Annotated in this window: 19 protein-coding genes; 11 read left to right on the top strand and 8 right to left on the bottom strand. The window is 62.8% G+C overall.

Features of this window, described 5'->3' with window-relative positions:
- Positions 1-56: 56 nt before the first annotated feature.
- From GR198_RS26620 to GR198_RS26630, 3 genes are all read left to right on the top strand, one after another.
- Positions 57-608: an AAA family ATPase gene (locus GR198_RS26620; protein ID WP_164069784.1), complete on the top strand. Its 552-nt coding sequence runs from the start codon at positions 57-59 to the stop codon at positions 606-608.
- The gene (locus tag GR198_RS26625; RefSeq protein ID WP_164069785.1) at positions 595-1,065 is read left to right on the top strand and encodes a GNAT family N-acetyltransferase; all 471 of its coding nucleotides are present in this window, start codon (positions 595-597) and stop codon (positions 1,063-1,065) included. Before GR198_RS26620 ends, GR198_RS26625 begins: the two co-directional genes overlap by 14 nt.
- A 73-nt stretch (positions 1,066-1,138) precedes the next feature.
- Positions 1,139-1,648: an AAA family ATPase gene (locus tag GR198_RS26630; protein ID WP_164054826.1), complete on the top strand. Its 510-nt coding sequence runs from the start codon at positions 1,139-1,141 to the stop codon at positions 1,646-1,648.
- A 69-nt stretch (positions 1,649-1,717) separates the two neighbouring features.
- Here GR198_RS26630 and GR198_RS26635 read toward each other — a convergent pair whose 3' ends face one another.
- Positions 1,718-2,185, bottom strand: coding sequence for a cupin domain-containing protein (locus GR198_RS26635; RefSeq protein ID WP_164054827.1), 468 nt, complete (start codon positions 2,183-2,185; stop codon positions 1,718-1,720).
- 140 nt (positions 2,186-2,325) lie between these two features.
- Positions 2,326-2,616: a hypothetical protein gene (locus GR198_RS26640; protein ID WP_164054736.1), complete on the bottom strand. Its 291-nt coding sequence runs from the start codon at positions 2,614-2,616 to the stop codon at positions 2,326-2,328.
- Positions 2,617-2,618: 2 nt separating this feature from the next.
- Here GR198_RS26640 and GR198_RS26645 point away from each other — a divergent pair, with 2 nt between their 5' ends.
- Positions 2,619-3,437: a sugar phosphate isomerase/epimerase family protein gene (locus GR198_RS26645; protein ID WP_029874288.1), complete on the top strand. Its 819-nt coding sequence runs from the start codon at positions 2,619-2,621 to the stop codon at positions 3,435-3,437.
- A 340-nt stretch (positions 3,438-3,777) separates the two neighbouring features.
- Here GR198_RS26645 and GR198_RS26650 read toward each other — a convergent pair whose 3' ends face one another.
- Positions 3,778-4,821 carry a zinc-dependent alcohol dehydrogenase family protein gene (locus tag GR198_RS26650; RefSeq protein ID WP_164046134.1) on the bottom strand — a complete coding sequence of 348 codons (1,044 nt, stop codon included), beginning with the start codon at positions 4,819-4,821 and terminating at the stop codon, positions 3,778-3,780.
- A gap of 248 nt (positions 4,822-5,069) precedes the next feature.
- Between GR198_RS26650 and GR198_RS26655 the strand changes: the two genes are divergently transcribed.
- Complete coding sequence (locus GR198_RS26655) at positions 5,070-5,957, top strand: branched-chain amino acid aminotransferase (protein ID WP_164046133.1); 888 nt, start codon at positions 5,070-5,072, stop codon at positions 5,955-5,957.
- Positions 5,958-6,110: 153 nt separating this feature from the next.
- Here the strand turns inward: GR198_RS26655 and speB are convergent, their stop codons facing one another.
- Together speB and GR198_RS26665 are read right to left on the bottom strand one after the other, a co-directional pair.
- Positions 6,111-7,157 carry an agmatinase gene (gene speB / locus GR198_RS26660; protein ID WP_018484342.1) on the bottom strand — a complete coding sequence of 349 codons (1,047 nt, stop codon included), beginning with the start codon at positions 7,155-7,157 and terminating at the stop codon, positions 6,111-6,113.
- Between the two features lie 98 nt (positions 7,158-7,255).
- On the bottom strand, positions 7,256-8,158 hold the full coding sequence (locus tag GR198_RS26665; protein WP_164023169.1) for a LysR family transcriptional regulator: 903 nt from the start codon (positions 8,156-8,158) through the stop codon (positions 7,256-7,258).
- Between the two features lie 138 nt (positions 8,159-8,296).
- On the opposite strand from GR198_RS26665, the gene GR198_RS26670 reads away from it, so the two are divergent.
- From GR198_RS26670 to nadE, 4 genes are all read left to right on the top strand, one after another.
- Positions 8,297-9,538, top strand: coding sequence for an HlyD family secretion protein (locus tag GR198_RS26670; RefSeq protein WP_164069786.1), 1,242 nt, complete (start codon positions 8,297-8,299; stop codon positions 9,536-9,538).
- A 139-nt stretch (positions 9,539-9,677) separates the two neighbouring features.
- Positions 9,678-11,297 carry an MDR family MFS transporter gene (locus tag GR198_RS26675; RefSeq protein WP_164069787.1) on the top strand — a complete coding sequence of 540 codons (1,620 nt, stop codon included), beginning with the start codon at positions 9,678-9,680 and terminating at the stop codon, positions 11,295-11,297.
- A 30-nt stretch (positions 11,298-11,327) separates the two neighbouring features.
- Positions 11,328-12,533 carry an adenylate/guanylate cyclase domain-containing protein gene (locus tag GR198_RS26680; RefSeq protein WP_029874281.1) on the top strand — a complete coding sequence of 402 codons (1,206 nt, stop codon included), beginning with the start codon at positions 11,328-11,330 and terminating at the stop codon, positions 12,531-12,533.
- Between the two features lie 345 nt (positions 12,534-12,878).
- Positions 12,879-13,712 carry an ammonia-dependent NAD(+) synthetase gene (nadE, locus tag GR198_RS26685; protein ID WP_164069788.1) on the top strand — a complete coding sequence of 278 codons (834 nt, stop codon included), beginning with the start codon at positions 12,879-12,881 and terminating at the stop codon, positions 13,710-13,712.
- A 40-nt stretch (positions 13,713-13,752) separates the two neighbouring features.
- On the opposite strand, the gene gstA is transcribed toward nadE, so the two are convergent.
- Complete coding sequence (gene gstA / locus GR198_RS26690) at positions 13,753-14,436, bottom strand: glutathione transferase GstA (protein ID WP_164069789.1); 684 nt, start codon at positions 14,434-14,436, stop codon at positions 13,753-13,755.
- A gap of 115 nt (positions 14,437-14,551) precedes the next feature.
- Here gstA and GR198_RS26695 point away from each other — a divergent pair, with 115 nt between their 5' ends.
- Positions 14,552-15,172: a TetR/AcrR family transcriptional regulator gene (locus GR198_RS26695; RefSeq protein WP_164023164.1), complete on the top strand. Its 621-nt coding sequence runs from the start codon at positions 14,552-14,554 to the stop codon at positions 15,170-15,172.
- On the opposite strand, the gene GR198_RS26700 is transcribed toward GR198_RS26695, so the two are convergent.
- A complete protein-coding gene (locus GR198_RS26700) occupies positions 15,169-16,410 on the bottom strand; it encodes a multidrug efflux MFS transporter (RefSeq protein WP_164069790.1) in 1,242 nt (413 codons plus the stop codon). The two genes, GR198_RS26695 and GR198_RS26700, sit on opposite strands and share 4 nt — an antisense overlap.
- Positions 16,411-16,841: 431 nt before the next feature.
- On the opposite strand from GR198_RS26700, the gene GR198_RS26705 reads away from it, so the two are divergent.
- A complete protein-coding gene (locus GR198_RS26705; RefSeq protein WP_164046126.1) occupies positions 16,842-17,186 on the top strand; it encodes a nuclear transport factor 2 family protein in 345 nt (114 codons plus the stop codon).
- Between the two features lie 27 nt (positions 17,187-17,213).
- Here GR198_RS26705 and GR198_RS26710 read toward each other — a convergent pair whose 3' ends face one another.
- A complete protein-coding gene (locus tag GR198_RS26710; RefSeq protein ID WP_029874275.1) occupies positions 17,214-17,945 on the bottom strand; it encodes a sulfite exporter TauE/SafE family protein in 732 nt (243 codons plus the stop codon).
- Positions 17,946-18,003: the final 58 nt, after the last annotated feature.

Below are 18,003 nucleotides of genomic sequence, written 5' to 3' on the forward strand. Positions count from 1 at the left end.
ACCTCGCGCTAAGGTCACGCAAAACCAGCATCAGCGCAAAGTCCTCGGAGTTGCCGATGACGTTTCCCGATCCGCCAATCGCCTTTGACCGCATGCTCATCATGGGCAATGGCGGCGCAGGCAAAACATGGCTCGCCTGTCGTATCGGTGAGCAGCTTCACCATCCGGTTGTCCACCTTGATGACATGCATTGGGAGCCGGGGCGCTATGGCATCGCTCGCGACAGGGCGTTGAGGGATGAGATGGTCAAGACAGCGGCCGAACGCGATGTCTGGGTCATGGAGGGCGTTTACGGGCAGCTGGCGAACATGGTCCTCAGCCGCACGACGATCCTGGTCTGGATTGATCTGCCGGAGGAGGAATGCATCGCCAACATCAAGGAGCGAGGCATCCAGGGCGGCGAGTCCCAAACCCAGTTCGATGGCCTGTTGAACTGGGTGGCCGAATACAGAAGTAGAACGAACAACTGGAATTCCTTCGAGACGCACGCGCGATTGTTTTCGGTCTTTTCCGGTCCGAAATTCCTGTTATCGAGCCGTGAGGCCGTCACCGATTTTACCGGCCGGTTGTCCACGAGCATCGACGAGGCCATCGATGAACGAGCCTAGATTTCCGAATGACGAGGGCGAAGACGCCTGGATGGTCGTCCAAGTGTCTGCGGATGAACACTGGAGCGCCTACCACGACATCCGCCGCGCTGTCCTTTTCGAGGCCCGCGGGTTGATTGGCTATGATGCGAACCATCCCGATGATCGAAGGGATGGGCATTTCCCTTTGCTGCTTTTGCTCGAAAATACTCCAGTGGGTGCGGCTCGCCTCGATCTGATGGACGATGCTGCGGCGTGTGTGCGAACCGTCGCGATCAGGGCGGAATGCCAGGGAAAAGGGTACGGGCGGATGCTCATGACCGGCCTCGAAAAATTCGCATCACAACACGGGGTCGAGAGATTGGTTGTGAATGCGGCGCGAGACGCCGTGGGATTCTACGGCGCGCTCGGGTGGAGCGTCGTTGAAGCCGGTGGTGAAAACCCGGCGCTGACTAAGGAATTGCGAACCGGGCCTTAATGGTGAAGTATTGCGCTGACCGCGAGCTGCTCTGACGTTCTCGTGGAGCCTCTCCAAAAACGACGAGGTCACGATGCTCATTATCTTCGGTGGTCTGCCTGGCAGTGGAAAGACGACGATTGCCCGCGCCTTGGCTGAGCGGTTGAATGCGGTCCATGTGCGCGTCGATACCATTGAGCAGGCAATCCGTGCCTCCGGAATAGCCGATGACGCCGGCCCCGCAGGCTATATCGTGGCTTACGGTATCGCCGGAGACAATCTGACCCTTGGCAGGACTGTCATTGCCGACTCCGTCAACTCGCTTCGGATAACCCGGTCGGCGTGGCTTTCGGTCGCGCAAGCCGCTGGGGTGACGGCGGCGGAGGTCGAGGTCGTTTGCTCGGACAAAGCCGAGCACCGCAACCGTGTCGAAACGCGCCTCACTGACGTCGAAGGTCTGGTGAAGCCGACATGGCAAGAGACTTCCGAAAGAGCCTATGACGAATGGCGCGATGCAATCGTCATCGATACGGCTTCGAAAACGGTCGACGCCGCTTTGGATGAACTGGTGAGCCGATTGAAATCGCTCCCGCCAAATGCCTAGCAGAAGCGACGAAGGAACGCATGATGTCGTCCGAAAAGCGACACCACGCGCTACCACGCACTCGCGCCGTCACGCCGCGAGGATGGTGATCCCGTAGGCGTTGGCAGCCGCCGTCATGCGGGCGATGGTTTCCGCCGAAGGGCTGGTCTTCGGCGGCTCGGTTGCGCCTTCCGCTTCGATGAACTCGGCCATGCCCCGATCGACGACTGCAGAAAAGACCACGGGGACGGTTCCGCGGTTGGCATAGCCGTGCACCATGAAGGGCGGGATGGTGACGATGTCGCCGGCGCTGGCCTCGATCTCTTCGGGGCCGCTGTCGCTCAGGCGCCAGATCGTCAGGCGTCCCTCGATGATGCGGAACACTTCGGGGCTCGCATGCGCATGTTTCGGCGTCCGGCTGCCTGATGGCACGGTGACATCGAAGAGATTGAGCCAGGTTCCGCTGATTCTAAGCCGCCGCTCGACCCGGTCGCCGAGGACGAAAAACCGCTTTGCCTCGTCGCTCGCAGGAATTTTCACAAATGAGTTGGACATCATGTCTCTTTCTTTTTCTTACAGGGCTTCTTCTTATGGGCTTTTTCTTGCGGGCGCAGCCGTTAGACCTTTACGACGCCTTTGACAACCCGCCCTGTTGTTGGGGGTAACATCGCCGAGCTCTTTCAAAGAAGCGCGTTTTATCAGCCGAAGCGCTGAACAAACGGCTCCGTTGCCGGGGATTCAACGCCGCTCGCGCGCCACTGCGTCACGAGACTGTCGGGGCCGATATCGGTACTTCGGGGCGTTTCCGCAAGGCCCGCCAATGCCGCATCAGCTATGCGGAAATGATTGAGGCCGGAGGGGTCGATAGGCTCGGCGCCTGTAATACCGCCGACACAGAAGGGGCGCATAGAACGCGGCGGCCGTTCTTGGGGCCGTCCTTCCACGCCGTCCCGGCATTCACATTGATCATTCACATTGATGGAGCGCATCCATGTCCTCTCTTCCCGTCGTCGGCGCCGCCATGACGCTCGATGAAGTCGAACTTCACCGTGATTGGCTCTTCGAAAAGTCCCGCGATCTCGAATTGCAGAGCTTCGTCGATGCCGAGGTTCTGAACGGCGACTGGGCGCCGCTTGCCGCCCGCACCAGGCGGCTTCTCGACGGTCATGGCGGCCGCCTCGGCATTCATGGCCCGTTCTGGGGCTTCACCATCGCTTCGGAAGATCCGGATATCCGCGCCATCGTCACCCGGCGCCTGCTGCAGGGCCTCGATGTCTGCGCCGCCATCGGCGCGACCCATATGGTCATCCACAGCCCTTACACCTCCTGGTCCTACAACAATCTCGACGACAATGCCGGCGCCCGCGAAGCCCTGGCCGAGCGCACGCACATGACCCTGCGCGATGCCGTCAGGCGCGCCGAGGATATCGGCTGCACCATGGTGATCGAGAATATCGAGGACAAGGATCCGCATATTCGCGTGGCGCTCGCCGAAAGCTTCCAATCGCCTGCCGTCGCCGTCTCGATCGATACCGGCCACGCCCATTATGCTCACGGCTATACCGGTGCGCCGCCGGTCGATTACTACGTCAAGGCCGCCGGCAATCGCCTGCAGCATGTCCACCTGCAGGATGCCGACGGATATGCCGACCGCCACTGGAGCCTCGGCGAAGGTACGATCCGCTGGCATGCAGTCTTCGCAGCCCTTGCCAAGCTCGAAAGCAACCCGCGCCTCATCATCGAGATCAAGGACAAGTCGAAGATCCCGGCCTCTGCTGCCTATCTCGCTTCGATCGGAGTGGCTGAATAAGGTATGTTCTCTGGGCATTTGGGCTGGCTCCCTCTTCTCCCCAGCGGGGGTCCGAAGGACGGGTCGAGACCCGCGGCTCGACCCCGGTCGGTGGCCCGAAGGGTCGGATGAGGGGGCCGCACGGCACACCATTCATGTTGCTCTTCGCTTGCGCTACGAGCATTCGCGGCCTTGCCGCTTACCCCCTCATCTGCCTGCCGGCATCTTCTCCCCGCTGGGGAGAAGCGGAATCGTGGCAATGTCTCGGTCCCTTTCTTTTCAGCCGGAGCAAGACAATATCGGACGAAACCCGCTTGCGCTCCCACCTTTACTCGCCACAGCAGGGCAGGGTGGAGTTCCCTCATGAAAACCGGGTAATCACGCTGATCCCCGTCGCCTCAGCCTTATCCAGCGCCATCAGCGCCGGCACGGCCTCCTCGAGGCTGATGCGGCGTCCGATCAGCTTCTGCGGTGCGATCTTTCCGGCCGAAAGCATTGACAGCATGGCGTCGTATCGCCATGCCTGCATGCCGTGGCTGCCGTAGATTTCCAGCTCGTGGCCGATCACCTGCGCCATCGGGATTTGCGGCGTCGCGTGTTCACCGAGCATCAGCCCCACCTGTACATGCCGTCCGCGCCGGCGCAGATTCTTGATCGAGTTGAAGCAGGTGACGGGATGGCCGAGCGCGTCAATCGAGACATGCGCGCCGCCCTTGGTGATCTCGCGCACCGCTTCCGCCACGTCGGCGACGCCGGATGCGTTGACCGTCGCCACCGCCCCGCACTCCCGCGCAAAGGCAAGTTTCTCCTCGGAAATGTCGATGCCGATCGCATTCGCCCCGAGCGCCGTGGCGATCATGATCGCCGACAGGCCGACACCGCCGCAGCCATGCACGGCGATCCATTCTCCTGGCCCGGTGCGCGCCTGGTCGGCGACGGCGCGAAACGAGGTGGCGAAGCGGCAGCCGAGGCTTGCCGCCGTCGCATCGTCGATCGTATCGGGCAGGTGCACCAGATTGGTGTCGGCATAATCGATCGCCACATATTCGGCAAAAGACCCCCAATGGGTGAAGCCCGGCTGGAACTGGTTCGGGCAGACCTGCTGGTTGCCGGAATGGCATTCCCCGCAATGGCCGCAGCCGGAAACGAAGGGCACGGTCACCCGGTCGCCCACCTTGAAGCGCATCACGCCGCGGCCGGTGGCGACGATCCGCCCGGCAAGCTCGTGTCCCGGCACATGCGGCAGACGAATGTCGGGGTCGTGGCCCATCCAGCCGTGCCAGTCGCTGCGGCAGAGCCCGCTGGCGCCGACGGATATGACGACACCGTCCTCTGTCGGTGTCGGATCGGGCAGGGTGCGGATTTCGGGCGCCTGTTCGAAGGCTTCGTAGAACATGGCTTTCATCGGCGTCTTCCCTTGCTGCTCATCCGCTGTTGCGCCCATCATCGCATGCGGCAGGCAGCCATTCCAACATTCCATTCCATCATTTTTGCTGATGCACCCATCGCTGAGGCCTGTGTGACTGCGCACGAATATTGCGGCTTCGCACCCGCTTCCGGCATTTTCTTGCTTCCGCGTTTTCTGCCCCGATTTGTCCTTGACCCGGCTAGCGGAGGCGGCTTTTCCTTCTCCGGCTTCAGGAGGAAACCGTCATGGCCGTCGATACAACACCCCGTTCAACCACCTGGACTCATGTCGACGGGGAGTGGCTCCCCGGCAATCCGCCGCTGATCGGGCCGACCTCGCATGCCATGTGGCTCGGCTCCACGGTCTTCGACGGCGCCCGCTGGTTCGACGGCATCGCGCCGGATCTCGACCTGCACTGCCAGCGCATCAACCGCTCGGCGCTCGCCATGGGCCTGAAGCCGGTGAAATCAGCCGAGGAGATTGTGGCACTTGCCTGGGAAGGCGTTGAGAAGTTCGATGGCGCCACGGCGATCTATATCAAGCCGATGTATTGGGGCGAACACGGCGCGCCCGGCAGCGTCGTCTCGGTCGATGGGGAATCGACCCGCTTCGCGCTCTGCCTGTTCGAGGCGCCGATGGGCGGCCATGGCGGCACCAGCCTCACCGTCTCGCCCTATCGCCGCCCGTCGCCGGAAACGGCGATGACCGAGGCGAAGACCGGCTCGCTCTATCCAAACAGCGGCCGCATGATCGCCGAGGCGCGCAGCCGCGGTTTCGACAATGCGCTGGTGCGCGACCTGAACGGCAACGTCGTCGAGACCGCTTCTTCGAACGTCTTCATGGTCAGGGACGGTGTGGTGATGACGCCCGCCGCCAACCGCACCTTCCTCGCCGGCATTACGCGTTCCCGCGTCATCGGCCTGCTGCGCAAGGCCGGTTTCGACGTGCACGAAGCAACGCTCTCCGTCGAGGATTTCATGCAGGCCGACGAGATCTTCACCACCGGCAACTACTCCAAAGTCGTCGGCGTCGTCCGCCTCGACGGCCGCGATCTCCAGGAAGGCCCGGTCACCCGCAAGGCGCTGGAACTCTACATGGACTGGGCCTTCGGCAGAAGCGAGAGTGAAGAGTGAGCCACGATCCCGCGAAGCGGGAGCAATCGATCCAGTGAATCGATTGCAGTGGCGAACGCCCGAAGCGCAAGCGCAGGGCTGGCGCGGGGCAAGTGCAAGCGCCGGCTGCTCGCGCCTACCGCGCCGCGCGTTTTGACGACAAAACAGGCAATGTCAGCGTCCCTGAACTGATGGGCTGAACACCAGCAGGCTTAGAATTTCGAAGAGAACCTGAGCCCCCGCCTGGGCGGTATTGGTGGTGCTGTCATACTGCGGCGCGACTTCGACGACGTCGCCACCGACGAAATTGATCCCCTTGAGACCCCGGAGCAGCTCGAGTGCTTCCCGGGTGGTGAGACCGCCGGGCTCGGGTGTTCCGGTGCCGGGGGCAAAGGCCGGGTCCAGGCTGTCGATATCGAAGGACAGATAGGTCGGACCGTCGCCGACAATGCGTCGAGCCTTTTCGATGATGGCCGGAATGCCCATGCCGGAAATCTCCTCGGCATGAATGACGGTCATCCCGGATTCATAGGAGAATTCCCAGAGATATTCGGAGGGACCTCGGATGCCGATCTGCACGGTGCGGGTCGGATCGAGAACGCCGTCCAGCACGGCGTTGCGCATGGGGCCGCCATGGTGGAACTTGCTTTGGTCGAAAGGACCGCCGGTGTCGCAATGCGCGTCGATATGGATAAGACCGACCGGCTCCCGCGCCCCGACCGCTTTCAGGATTGGATGCGTGATGGAGTGATCACCGCCGACCGAGACTGGGATGACGCCCGCACCGACGATCTTTGTGATGGCCGCCTCGATGTTCTCATGGCATTGCTCCAGCCGATATCGGCTCGCAAACGGCACATCGCCGATATCGGCTGCACGCAGGTCATAGGCCGGGGCGCAATCCAGAACGTGGTGATAGGGTCCGATCCGCTCGATGCCGCGTACGGCCCGCGGTCCGAACCTTGATCCCGGCCGGTTGCTGACGCCGAGATCCATCGGGATGCCGACGACGGCGACTTGCAGATCACCAAAATCGGGAGCGGCGAAGTTCACCTCCTTGTAGGGTAGGCTCGCAAAGGTCGAGACGCCGGAATAGGGGGCCGCGCGCGTGCCGCCCCTGAAAATCTTCTCGGCCACCCGACGGAATCGCGGATCGAAAAATTCGGCGCTATCTGCGAATTTCCTGCGCAGATCGTCGAGATGCTTCTTCAAATCAACCATGGTCTTGTCCCTCGTTTCTGCATTCAGTTTGACGGCGTGCCGCCCGGAGGGGCAGCTTTATTGCGTGAAGGGCAGCCTATAGTCCCGTTGTCTGCCCCTCACGTCATCCACTTCCGATGCTCCGCAAATCTCTCCGCCAAGAGATCGATGAACAGCCGCACCTTCGTCGGCAGATGGCTGCGGTTGGGGTAGACGGCGTTAATGTTGAATTCCACCGGCCGGTAGTCCGGCATGATCTTCACCAGCCGCCCTTCGGCGATGTCGTCGAACACCACGAAACTCGGCGCCAGGAAGATGCCCCGCCCGGTCAGCGTCAGGAAGCGCAGCATCTCGGCGCTGTTGGAGACGACATTGCCGCTGATCTTGACGCTTTCCTTGTTGCCCTCGCCATCCTCGAAGCGCCATTCATCGCCATAGGGGTAATAGGCATATTGCAGGCAGTTGTGGTCGGCGACCTCGGCCGGCGTCTTCGGCATCGGATGGCTCTCGAAATAGGCCGGCGAGCAGACGAGCATATGGCGCCAGGGCGTCAGCTTGCGCGCGACGAGCGATGAATCCGGCGGTGGTACGGTGCGCATCACCAGGTCGTAGCCATCCTCGATCATGTCGACCATCCGCTCGCCGACGCTGAAATCGAGTGAGATCGACGGATAGAGCTCCATAAATTCGCTGACGACGGGCAGCAGGAAACGCACGATGGCGCTGCTGGTATAGACCTTCAGCGTGCCGCGCGGCGTCGTACTCAGCGCGCCGGCCGTCCGGTCCGCCTCATCGAGTTCGGCCAGGATCTGCGACGAGCGCTCATAATAATATTTGCCGGTTTCCGTCAGGCTGACCTTGCGCGTCGTGCGGTTAAGCAGGCGCACGCCGAGCCGGTCCTCCAACGATTGCACGTGATTGCCGACCATGGTGACGGACATGTTGAGCCGGCGCGCGGCGGCGGAAAAGCCGCCGCATTCCACCACGCGGCCAAACACCATGAGGCTGGTTAGTCGATCCATATTGCCCTCGGATTATCCGCTGAGAGTTGATGATCCTTCCCGATTTAAGCAGATTATCAAAATGAATGGCAGGGTGCATTTTCCTTCGCATCGAACAGGGCCTCTCACAGAGGAGGCCAAGGGTGAAGGAGAATGACGATGGTCGAGTTGCCCCGCAAAGACGTTTTCGAAAGTGCGAGGGAGGCTGAGCAGATCTTGGCCAAGGAAGCCGCCAGGGCGCCTGCGGCGGAGGCGCCCCCCATGCCTGTCTCTGAAGCGCCGGTCGCGGAAGCTCCCAAAAAGACCGGCCGTCGCATCGTCAAGCGCGCCGTCATCGCCGCCGTACTGCTTGCCGCCGTCGCTTTCGCTGGCGATTTCGGCTACCGCTACTGGACGGTCGGCCGCTTCATCGAATCCACCGACGATGCCTATGTGAAGGCCGATTACACCACCGTCGCCCCGAAGGTCGCCGGTTATATCAAGGCAGTGCTCGTCAACGACAATGACGCGGTCAAGGCCGGCCAGGTTCTCGCCCGTATCGACGACCGCGACTTCCAGGCCGCATTGTCGCAGGCGAAGGCCGATGTGAAGGCGACCGAGGCCGCCATCACCAATATCGACGCCCAGATCGCCTTGCAGCAATCGGTGATCGAGCAGGCCAAGGCGATGGTCGATGCCTCGCAGGCCTCGCTCGATTTTGCCGTGTCCGATGCCGCCCGCTCGGCCCGCCTGATCACCAACGGCGCCGGCACCCAGTCTCGTGCCGAACAGACCCAGTCGGCCCGCGACCAGGCCGCTGCCGCCGTCGAGCGCGACCGGGCAGCCCTCGTCACGGCTCAAAACAAGGTGCCGGTGCTTCAGACTGAGCGCGAACAGACGGTTGCCCAGCGTGACCGTGCGGCCGCCGCCGCCCAGCAGGCAGAGCTCAACCTCTCCTATACGGATATCGTTGCCGCCGTCGACGGCACGGTCGGCGCCCGGTCGATCCGGGTCGGCCAGTATGTCACCTCGGGCACGCAGCTGATGGCGGTGGTGCCGCTGCACGCGGTCTATGTCGTCGCCAATTTCAAGGAAACGCAGCTGACCCATATCAGCCCCGGTCAGTCCGTGGAGATCAAGGTCGACAGCTTTCCCGATATCTCGATCAAGGGTCATGTCGACAGCGTTTCGCCGGCAAGCGGGTTGGAATTCTCACTGCTGCCGCCGGACAATGCCACCGGCAATTTCACCAAGATCGTCCAGCGCATCCCGGTCAAGATCGTCATCGACGACGAGGCTCTGAGCGGACTGTTGCGCTCGGGCATGTCGGTCGAGCCTGAAATCGATACCAAGGCTGCCCAAACCAAGGCTGTCCAGACCTCTGGGGCAGCTAAGGAGGGATCATCCAACCCTGCTGGATGATCCTTTCCCTTTTTCCCGAATGATCCCGATCATTCCCGAATTGATCCCGATCATTCCCGAATGATCCCGATCGTTCCTGAATGATCACCCGGACCCCGTCATGAGAAAATTTTCCGCAAGAGCCGGAAGGAGATAGGTCATGGCCGCTCTTCAGATCGCCGCCAACGGCAATGCGCTGGCGCCCCCCGTCGCCGCAGCGCCCGCGACACCTGCCGCCATGAGCCCGCTTCGCATGTGGGCAGCCGTTGTCGGCTCGACGCTCGGTGCCTTCATGGCCGTCCTCAACATCCAGATCGTCAACGCCTCGCTTGCCGATATCCAGGGTGCGATCGGCGCCGGCACGGATGACGGCGGCTGGATTTCGACCTCCTATCTGATCGCCGAGATCGTCGTCATTCCGCTCAGCGCCTGGCTGGCGCGCGTCTTCTCGCTCCGCAATTACCTGCTCACCAACGCCATCCTCTTCCTCATCTTTTCTGTTGCCTGCGCCTTCGCGGCCAATCTGCAGCAGATGATCATTCTGCGCGCCATACAGGGCTTTTGCGGCGGCGTGCTGATCCCGATGGCCTTCACCATCATCATCACGCTGCTGCCCAAGGCCAAGCAGCCGGTCGGTCTTGCCCTCTTTGCCCTGTCCGCCACCTTCGCGCCGGCGATCGGCCCGACGATCGGCGGTTACCTCACCGAGAACTGGGGCTGGGAACATATCTTCTATGTCAACCTGGTGCCCGGTGCGCTGATGGTCGGCCTGCTCTGGGTCTCGCTCGACCGTGCGCCGATGAACCTGAAGCTGCTCGCCAAGGGCGACTGGCCGGGCATCATCACCATGGCGATAGGCCTGGCGGCCCTGCAGACCGTGCTGGAAGAGGGCAACAAGGAAGACTGGTTCGGCTCCGATTTCATCGTCCGCCTGTCTGTTATCGCCGCCGTCTCGCTGACGCTGTTCTTGATCATCGAGCTGAAGACCGCCAATCCGCTGCTCAATCTTCGCCTGCTGGTGCGCCGCAACTTCGGCTTCGGCATCGTCGCCAATTTCCTGCTCGGCATTGCGCTTTACGGCTCCGTTTTCGTGCTGCCGATCTATCTGACCCGCATCCAGGGCTATAATTCCGAGCAGATCGGCATGGTTCTCGCCTGGACCGGCATCCCGCAGCTGCTGCTGATCCCGCTGGTGCCGCGCCTGATGAAGCATTTCGATGTTCGCCTGTTGATCGTCGTCGGCTTTGCCCTTTTCGCCGCCTCGAACTTCATGAATGTGCACATGACCGGCGATTATGCGAGCGACCAGCTGTTCTGGCCGAACATCGTCCGTGCCATCGGCCAGGCGCTCGTCTTCACCCCGCTTTCGGCGATCGCCACCGCAGGCATCGAGCAGGAGAATGCCGGTTCGGCTTCCGCGCTCTTCAACATGATGCGCAATCTCGGCGGCGCCGTCGGTATCGCCTCACTGCAGACCTTCCTGTCGAAACGCGAGCAGTTCCACTCGAACATCCTGACCCACTCGGTCTCGATCTTCGAGGAAGCCACCCGCGATCGTATCGCCAGGCTCACCGGCTATTTCATGAGCCACGGCGTCAGCGATCAGGCGCTTGCCGGCCACAAGGCCGTCGTCGCCATCGCGCTCAAAATACGCAAGCAAGCCAATATCATGGCCTTCAGCGACACCTTCTTCCTGCTCGGCGTCGCCCTCGTCGTCGCCCTGCTTGCAAGCCTGCTTCTGAAAAAACCCGGTCAACTCTCCGGCGGCGGCGCCCACTAGCGCCGCGCGGCCCTCAAGGAGGAGAAAGCCATGACGTCAGCGATCTATGCTCCCGATGCCGACAGGCTCCAGCCCAAGGCCGCCGGCCATGCCGTCAGCGTCGGCGCACTGCTCTCGATCATCGAGTGGCTCTCCGGCGACGAATGCCACGCGCTCGACGAAGCGGGGCTCGTCTCCGGCCTCGGCCGCCGGCTTCAGGCGCTTGGCCTGCCGGTCGACCGGCTGACCCTGCATCTGATGACGCTGCATCCCGAGTTCATCGGCCGCACCATCGCCTGGGCGCCGGGCGAACCGGTCGAGATCCACGACCGCGAACACGGCGCGCGCGTCGCCATCGCCAATACGCCGCTGCGCAAGGTCATGGAAACCCGCGAGCCGCTGGTCGTCGATACCAGAGAAAGCGTGCATGGCCGCTGGCAGCATATCGATGTCTTCGCCGATCGCGGCCTGATGCAGCTCGTCATCGCGCCGCTCTGCAATGTCGACGGCCCGGTCAGCGCCGCCGTCTTCGGCACACGGCGGCCGGGCGGTTTCACCGCCTCCGAGCGCGAGGTGATCGAGCGCATCCTGCCGGCGCTGCGCAACACCAGCGAACTGCGCATTCTTCGCCAGGTCGAGCTCAGCCTGCTCGATACCTATATCGGCCCGCTGACGGCAAGCCGCATTCTGGCCGGCCGCATCCGCCGCGATGAGATCGAATCGATGGAGGCAGCCCTGCTGCTTTGCGATCTGCGCGGCTTTACTGAGCTGTCGAACCGGCTGCCCGGCAGCACCGTGCTCGGGCTGCTGAACGCCTATTTCGACAGGATCGTGCCGGCCATCACCCGCGAGGGCGGCGAGGTGCTGAAATTCATGGGCGACGCGGTGCTTGCCTTCTTCCCGGGTTATGATGCCGCCCATTCCTGCGGCGCGGCCCTGGCATCTGCCCGCGCCATCCTCGAGGAGATCGACCATTTCCAGTATGAGGGCATCGGCGTGAAGGCCGGCATCGCCCTGCATTATGGCGAGGTCAGCTACGGCAATGTCGGCTCCGGCCGCCGCCTCGACTTCACCCTGATCGGCGGCGACGTCAATCTGGTCAGCCGCATCCAGACCGCCTGCAGCGAACTGGGAGAGGCACTGCTGATGTCGGCGCCGTTCCGTGACGAGGCTGGGGCAGGGGATGTGGTGTCGGTCGGGGCGCACAGGCTGAAGGGTTTTGCCGATCCGGTGGAGCTGTTCACGATCGTGCGGTAGGGGCGCGACGCACCCCCTCTGCCCTGCCGGGCATCTCCCCCACAAGGAGGGAGATTGGCTGGGCGCGATGGTTTCCCCAAACAACTGGCCGTCACATGAATCGTAAATTGAGGGTGAGGCATGGCTTCCTGCCGATCTCCCCACCTGTGGGGGGTCCGAAGGACGGGTCGAGACGCGTGGCTCGACCCCGGGCCCGGCAGGGCAGAGGGGGGTGCTGCACCCGCCGAGATGCCAAACCGCCCACTTGCATAAAATGCATGGCAGGTCTGCCCGAAACGGCTTCGTCTTCCCTCATCTTTTCGCCATAGTGGCGCCGAAATTCCGTAAGCGGGGAGGAAGAGGCTTATGACTGTGCTGTTCGACGAACAAGGCGAGATCATCCGCGAACTGGGTGTCGCCGCCGATATCGACCCTGAGCGGGAGATCGAACGGCGAACCGCTTTCCTCAAGGATTATCTCGTCGCTTCGGGCATGCGCGGCTACGTCCTCGGCATCAGCGGCGGTGTCGATTCGCTGACGGCGGCGCTGCTGGCTCAGAAGGCGGTGCGCGAGCTGCGGGAAAGCGGCCATGCGGCCGAATTCATCGCCGTGCGCCTTCCCTACGGTGTCCAGGCGGACGAGGCGGATGCGGGAAGGGCGCTGGAAACGATCGGCGCCGACCGTGCAATGGTGGTCAACATCAAGGCGCCGGCGGATGCGATGCTTGCCGCCGCGCAGGACGGCGGCCTCGCTTTTGCCGATGCCGGCCGTCAGGATTTCATCCTCGGCAATATCAAGGCGCGCCAGCGCATGATCGCCCAGTTCGCCCTTGCCGGCGCGCTTGGAAGCCTCGTCATCGGCACCGATCATGCGGCCGAGGCGGTCATGGGCTTCTTCACCAAGTTCGGCGATGGCGCAGCCGATATCCTGCCGCTCGCCGGCCTCAACAAGCGCCGGGTTCGCTTGCTGGCAAAGCGGCTCGGCGCCCCGGACGAGCTGGTGTTCAAGGTGCCGACCGCCGATCTCGAGGACCAGCGGCCGCTGCGACCCGACGAGGAGGCCTATGGCGTCAGTTATGACGAGATCGACGATTTCCTCGAAGGCAAGCCGGTCGGCGAGATCGCCCGCCGCCGCATCCTCGCCGCCTATCGGGCGACTGCCCACAAGCGCGCTTTGCCGGTGGCGGTCAGCACCCTCTGACGGTCGCCCAAGCGCGGGATGCGCGGGCGCGACCCGGGGTTTAAGGTCTGACCGGCTCTCCTGTTCGTCCTGACGAGGCGAGATAGGCGTGCGGCGCGAAATAGACGCCGTCGGCATCGAAGGCTTCGAGATCTTCGGCCTGGAGCGCCTCGCGCACCTTCGGTCGTGCCGCCACGCGGGCCATGAAGCCGTGCAGCGCCGGCCATTGCTTGAGATCGATGTCGGTCCAGGGCGACCAGTTCAGGCAGACGAAGAGGTAGGCATCCGCCACCGTGAAGGCATCGCCGGTGAGATAGGGTCCGGCAAGGCGACCGTTCAGCCAGGCGAGCCGCTTCGATATCAGCGCGCGGACTTCCCCATGAACGCTGGAATAAGTCGGATTGAAGAGCAGCACCATCGGCTTGTGCAGCTCGGCGGTGATGAAGTTGAGATAGGATTGCACCTCGTTGCGGCGGATGTTGCCGACCTCAGGCAACAGGGCTGCCCCTTCGGGCACGCTGTCGGCGAGGAACTGCACGATCGCCGGCCCCTCGGTCAGCACCTTGCCATCGTCGAGCATCAGCGCCGGCACATAGCCGTTGCCGTTGATCGCGAGATAATCCTCGCCAGTGCTCGTCCTGTGGGTTTGCCGGTCGACCTGGACGAGCTCGATATCGAGCCCCAGCTCCCGGCAGATAATGTGCGGCGAAAGCGAACAGGCGGCTGCGTGCATGTAAAGTTTCATTCCGGTTTCCTCTCCTTGCGGAGGCGGTCGATGCCGACGGCCGACAGTGTTGAATATCTGTACTGTTTCGCATAAAATAACTTTCGTCAAGAATTTAATACGAAACGGTACAAATATGAAAGACGAGAAGAAGCGCGGCCGCCCGAGGGCTTTCGACGCCAAGGCGGCGCTCGGCAAGGCGCGGGATGTCTTCTGGGACAGGGGGTTTGCCGCCGCCTCGCTCGACAATCTGAGCGCGGCGACCAATCTCAACCGCCCGAGCCTTTACGGCGCCTTTGGCGACAAGGAGGATCTCTATCTCGATACGCTGGAGGGCTATCGGCAGGACGGCATGAATACGCTTGCCGAAGCGCTCGACCCCTCACTGCCGCTTCGCGACAATATCGCCCGCGTCTATGCCGGCGCGCTGGCGATCTATCTGCATGGTGAAACCGCCGCTCGCGGCTGTTTGCTGATCGGCACGGCATCGGTCGAGGCGGTCCAGCATGAGCGGGTCCGGGAGGTGCTCGGCCGCAGCCTCAACGATTTCGACGACGAGATCGAAAAGCGCATGCGGCTTGGTGTGGAATGGGGCGAGCTTCCGGAAAGCGCCGATCCGCAGATGCTTGCCAGGCTCGCCGCCGCCGTCATGCATTCGCTCGCCGTCCGCGCCCGCGCCGGCGACAGCCGCGAGACGCTGGAAGCGATCGCCCGCTCAGGCGTCGAGCTGATCTGCGGGAGCGCCAATAATCCTTAGGTCGAGTCCCGAGACTCCCGATCCTTCGGCCGCACGATCCAGGCATAGGCCGCACCGGCGAGAAGCAGCACGGAGGTGCCGAGGAACACCGCCCGCATGCCGATATGGCCGCCGACAAAACCGCCAAGGATGGGGCCGGCCACCTGGCCAACATATTGCGACGAGATGGAAAGCCCGAGAATGCTGCCGGCCGCACTATCAGGTACGCTGTGGCGGATGACCGCGGCGATGCAGGGCAGCAGCCCGCCGAGTGCTGCGCCCATCAGGAAACGCAGGATGATCAGCTGCCAGGAACTGGTGACGAAGGCCTGCGGGATCAGCAGCAGCCCGGCGACGGCAAGCGCGCCTGCAATCACCGGCCAGTGGCCGATCCGGTCTGCGAGCTTGCCGAGCCATGAGGCCGAGAGAATGCTGCCGAGGGCGGCCGCCGACATGACGACGCCCGATACCATCGTCACCTGGGATTCGACGGGCACGAGTTGCGCGACATAGACGGTGATGATCGGCTCGATCGACATATTGGCAAACATCAAGAGCATGCCGGTCGCCAGCATGGCGATGACCGGCCGCTTGTCAGCAATGGATTTCCAGCCGCCGCTGGCCTTGGCCGCCTTTTTGCGGGCCGGCGACTTCTCTTCCTTGATCAGGAAGGCCGTGGCGAGGAAGGCGAGGAAGATCATGCCGCCGGCGGCGAGGAACGTGCCGCGGATGCCGATGATGGGCGGCAGCGCCCCGCCGACCAGTGGCCCGACGAGATTGCCGGCCATGATGCCGGAGGAGAGCACGCCGAGCGCCCAGGCCGAACGATCCTTCGGCGTCTGCGTCGCTACCAGCACCATCGAGCCGGAGGCATAACCGCCGGCAAGCCCGACGAAGAGGCGCAGCGCCACCAGTTGCCAGACATTGCCGGCCATGCCCATCAGTGAGATCGCCAGCGTCATGCCGAGGCTGGCGCGCACCAGCATCAGCTTGCGGCCGTAGATATCGCCGAGCCGGCCCCACAGCGGCGCGACGAGAGCTGCGGCGAAGAAGGTGGCGCCATAGGCGATGCCCGACCATTGCACGATCGCAGCATGGTCACTGACACCGAGTTCCTCGACATAGAGCGGCAGGAAGGGAAGCAGCAGCGTCATCGCCACGATCGTGGTGAAGGAGCCGATCAGCGAGATGGTGAGATTGCGTTTCCAGTGGATCGAGCCGGGTCTGGCGCTGGCGGCGTCCAATTGCGTATCGGTCATTCTCTCGGCCTCGGCATTGATTCTACAGCGCCGCGCGTCTTTTAAGGCGCGCAAAGGACGCTGTAACACTTTGAAATCTGCATATTTCCTAAAATCGGTTCCGATTTGAGGAAATATGCGGCAAGCGCGGGTTCCGCCGCGCCTGATGAAATGATGTGCCTTTTGCCGCGGCGAAGGAGATCGGCGCGGTAAAACTGTCCTGAAGATCGAGCTTTTCGAGGTCGAGCGCATAGGCCGTAGCGGTGCATGCGCTCGCCGTTCCAGGGCGGGCACGCGCTGATATAACCGCGCTATGGCCCATCCTTCAAGACGGCGTTTTCGCATCGGTGACCTGTCTTTGGAAATGAGAGTCGCAATCTGGACCCTCTCCGGCAAAAGTGCTAAAACATGACTGATTGCATGATGCAATCGGTTAATCCAAGGACATTGCCATGAGCGACATGCGCACATCCCGAGAGCAGACCGTCCGTCATCTCTACGCCGCCTATCTCGACGATCGCAAGGATATCGTCGGCGCCATGTTGACGGAGGATTTCACCTTCTCCAGTCCGCGCGACGACCACATCGACCGGGCGACTTATTTCGAGCGCTGCTGGCCGAAGGAGCCCGTCTTCCGCGGCTTTGACATCGAATTCCTGGCGATCGACGGCGACGAGGCGGTCGTTCGCTACCGTGCCGAAAAACGGGATGGCGGCAGCTTCCGCAACATAGAGAGCTTTCGCTTCCGCGGCGACAAGATCGCCTCCGTGGATGTTTATTTCGGCCGGAATCTCTGATCCCCCGGCCGGGATGGCGATCGCTCTTTACAGGAGCCGTATCGCCGAAGTGCCGATGATGATCATCGACACCGCCACCATCAGCGGCCGCACCGGCAGCCGTTTGACGAGGATCGCGCCGAAGGGGGCGGCGATGACGCCGCCGATGATCAGGCCGATCGCCGAATCGAGTTCCGACCAGCCGAGCGTCAGGATGAAGGTCAGGGAAATCGTCAGCGTCACCGCGAATTCGGTGAAATTGGTCGAGCCGATCACCCGCTTCAGGTCATGGCCGCGGCTGACGAGTGAACTGGTGACGATCGGCCCCCATCCGCCGCCGCCGATCGCATCGAGCACGCCGCCGCAAAGCCCGACCGGCGGCACCATCCAGTCGCGAACATCCCGCTTCGGCGGCGGCCGAAAGGCCTTGTAGAGGATCACCAGTCCGATCGCGATCAGATAGGCCGACACGAAGGGCTCGATCGCCTTGCCGTCGATATTGGCCAGCAGATAGGCGCCAATCGCACCGCCGATCATGCCGGCCGGTGCAAGCCGCGCCACCAGGCGCCAGTCGACGTTGCGATGATAGGCATGCGAGATGCCCGAGGCGGCGGTGGTGAACACTTCCGCCACATGCGTCATGGCGCTGGCATTGGCCGCCGGCACCCCGAAGGCGAGAAGGCTCGTCGTCGACAGTACGCCGAAGGCCATGCCGAGCGCGCCGTCGACGATCTGCGCGCAGAAACCCACGACGATGAAAAAGAAGATATCCGATGTCATGCAGTCCCCTCAGACGAACGGTAGCATCAGAATAGGCGACGCGGGGAAAAAATTTCCG

Source organism: Rhizobium leguminosarum (assembly GCF_010668065.1).
GTDB lineage: Bacteria > Pseudomonadota > Alphaproteobacteria > Rhizobiales > Rhizobiaceae > Rhizobium > Rhizobium leguminosarum_S.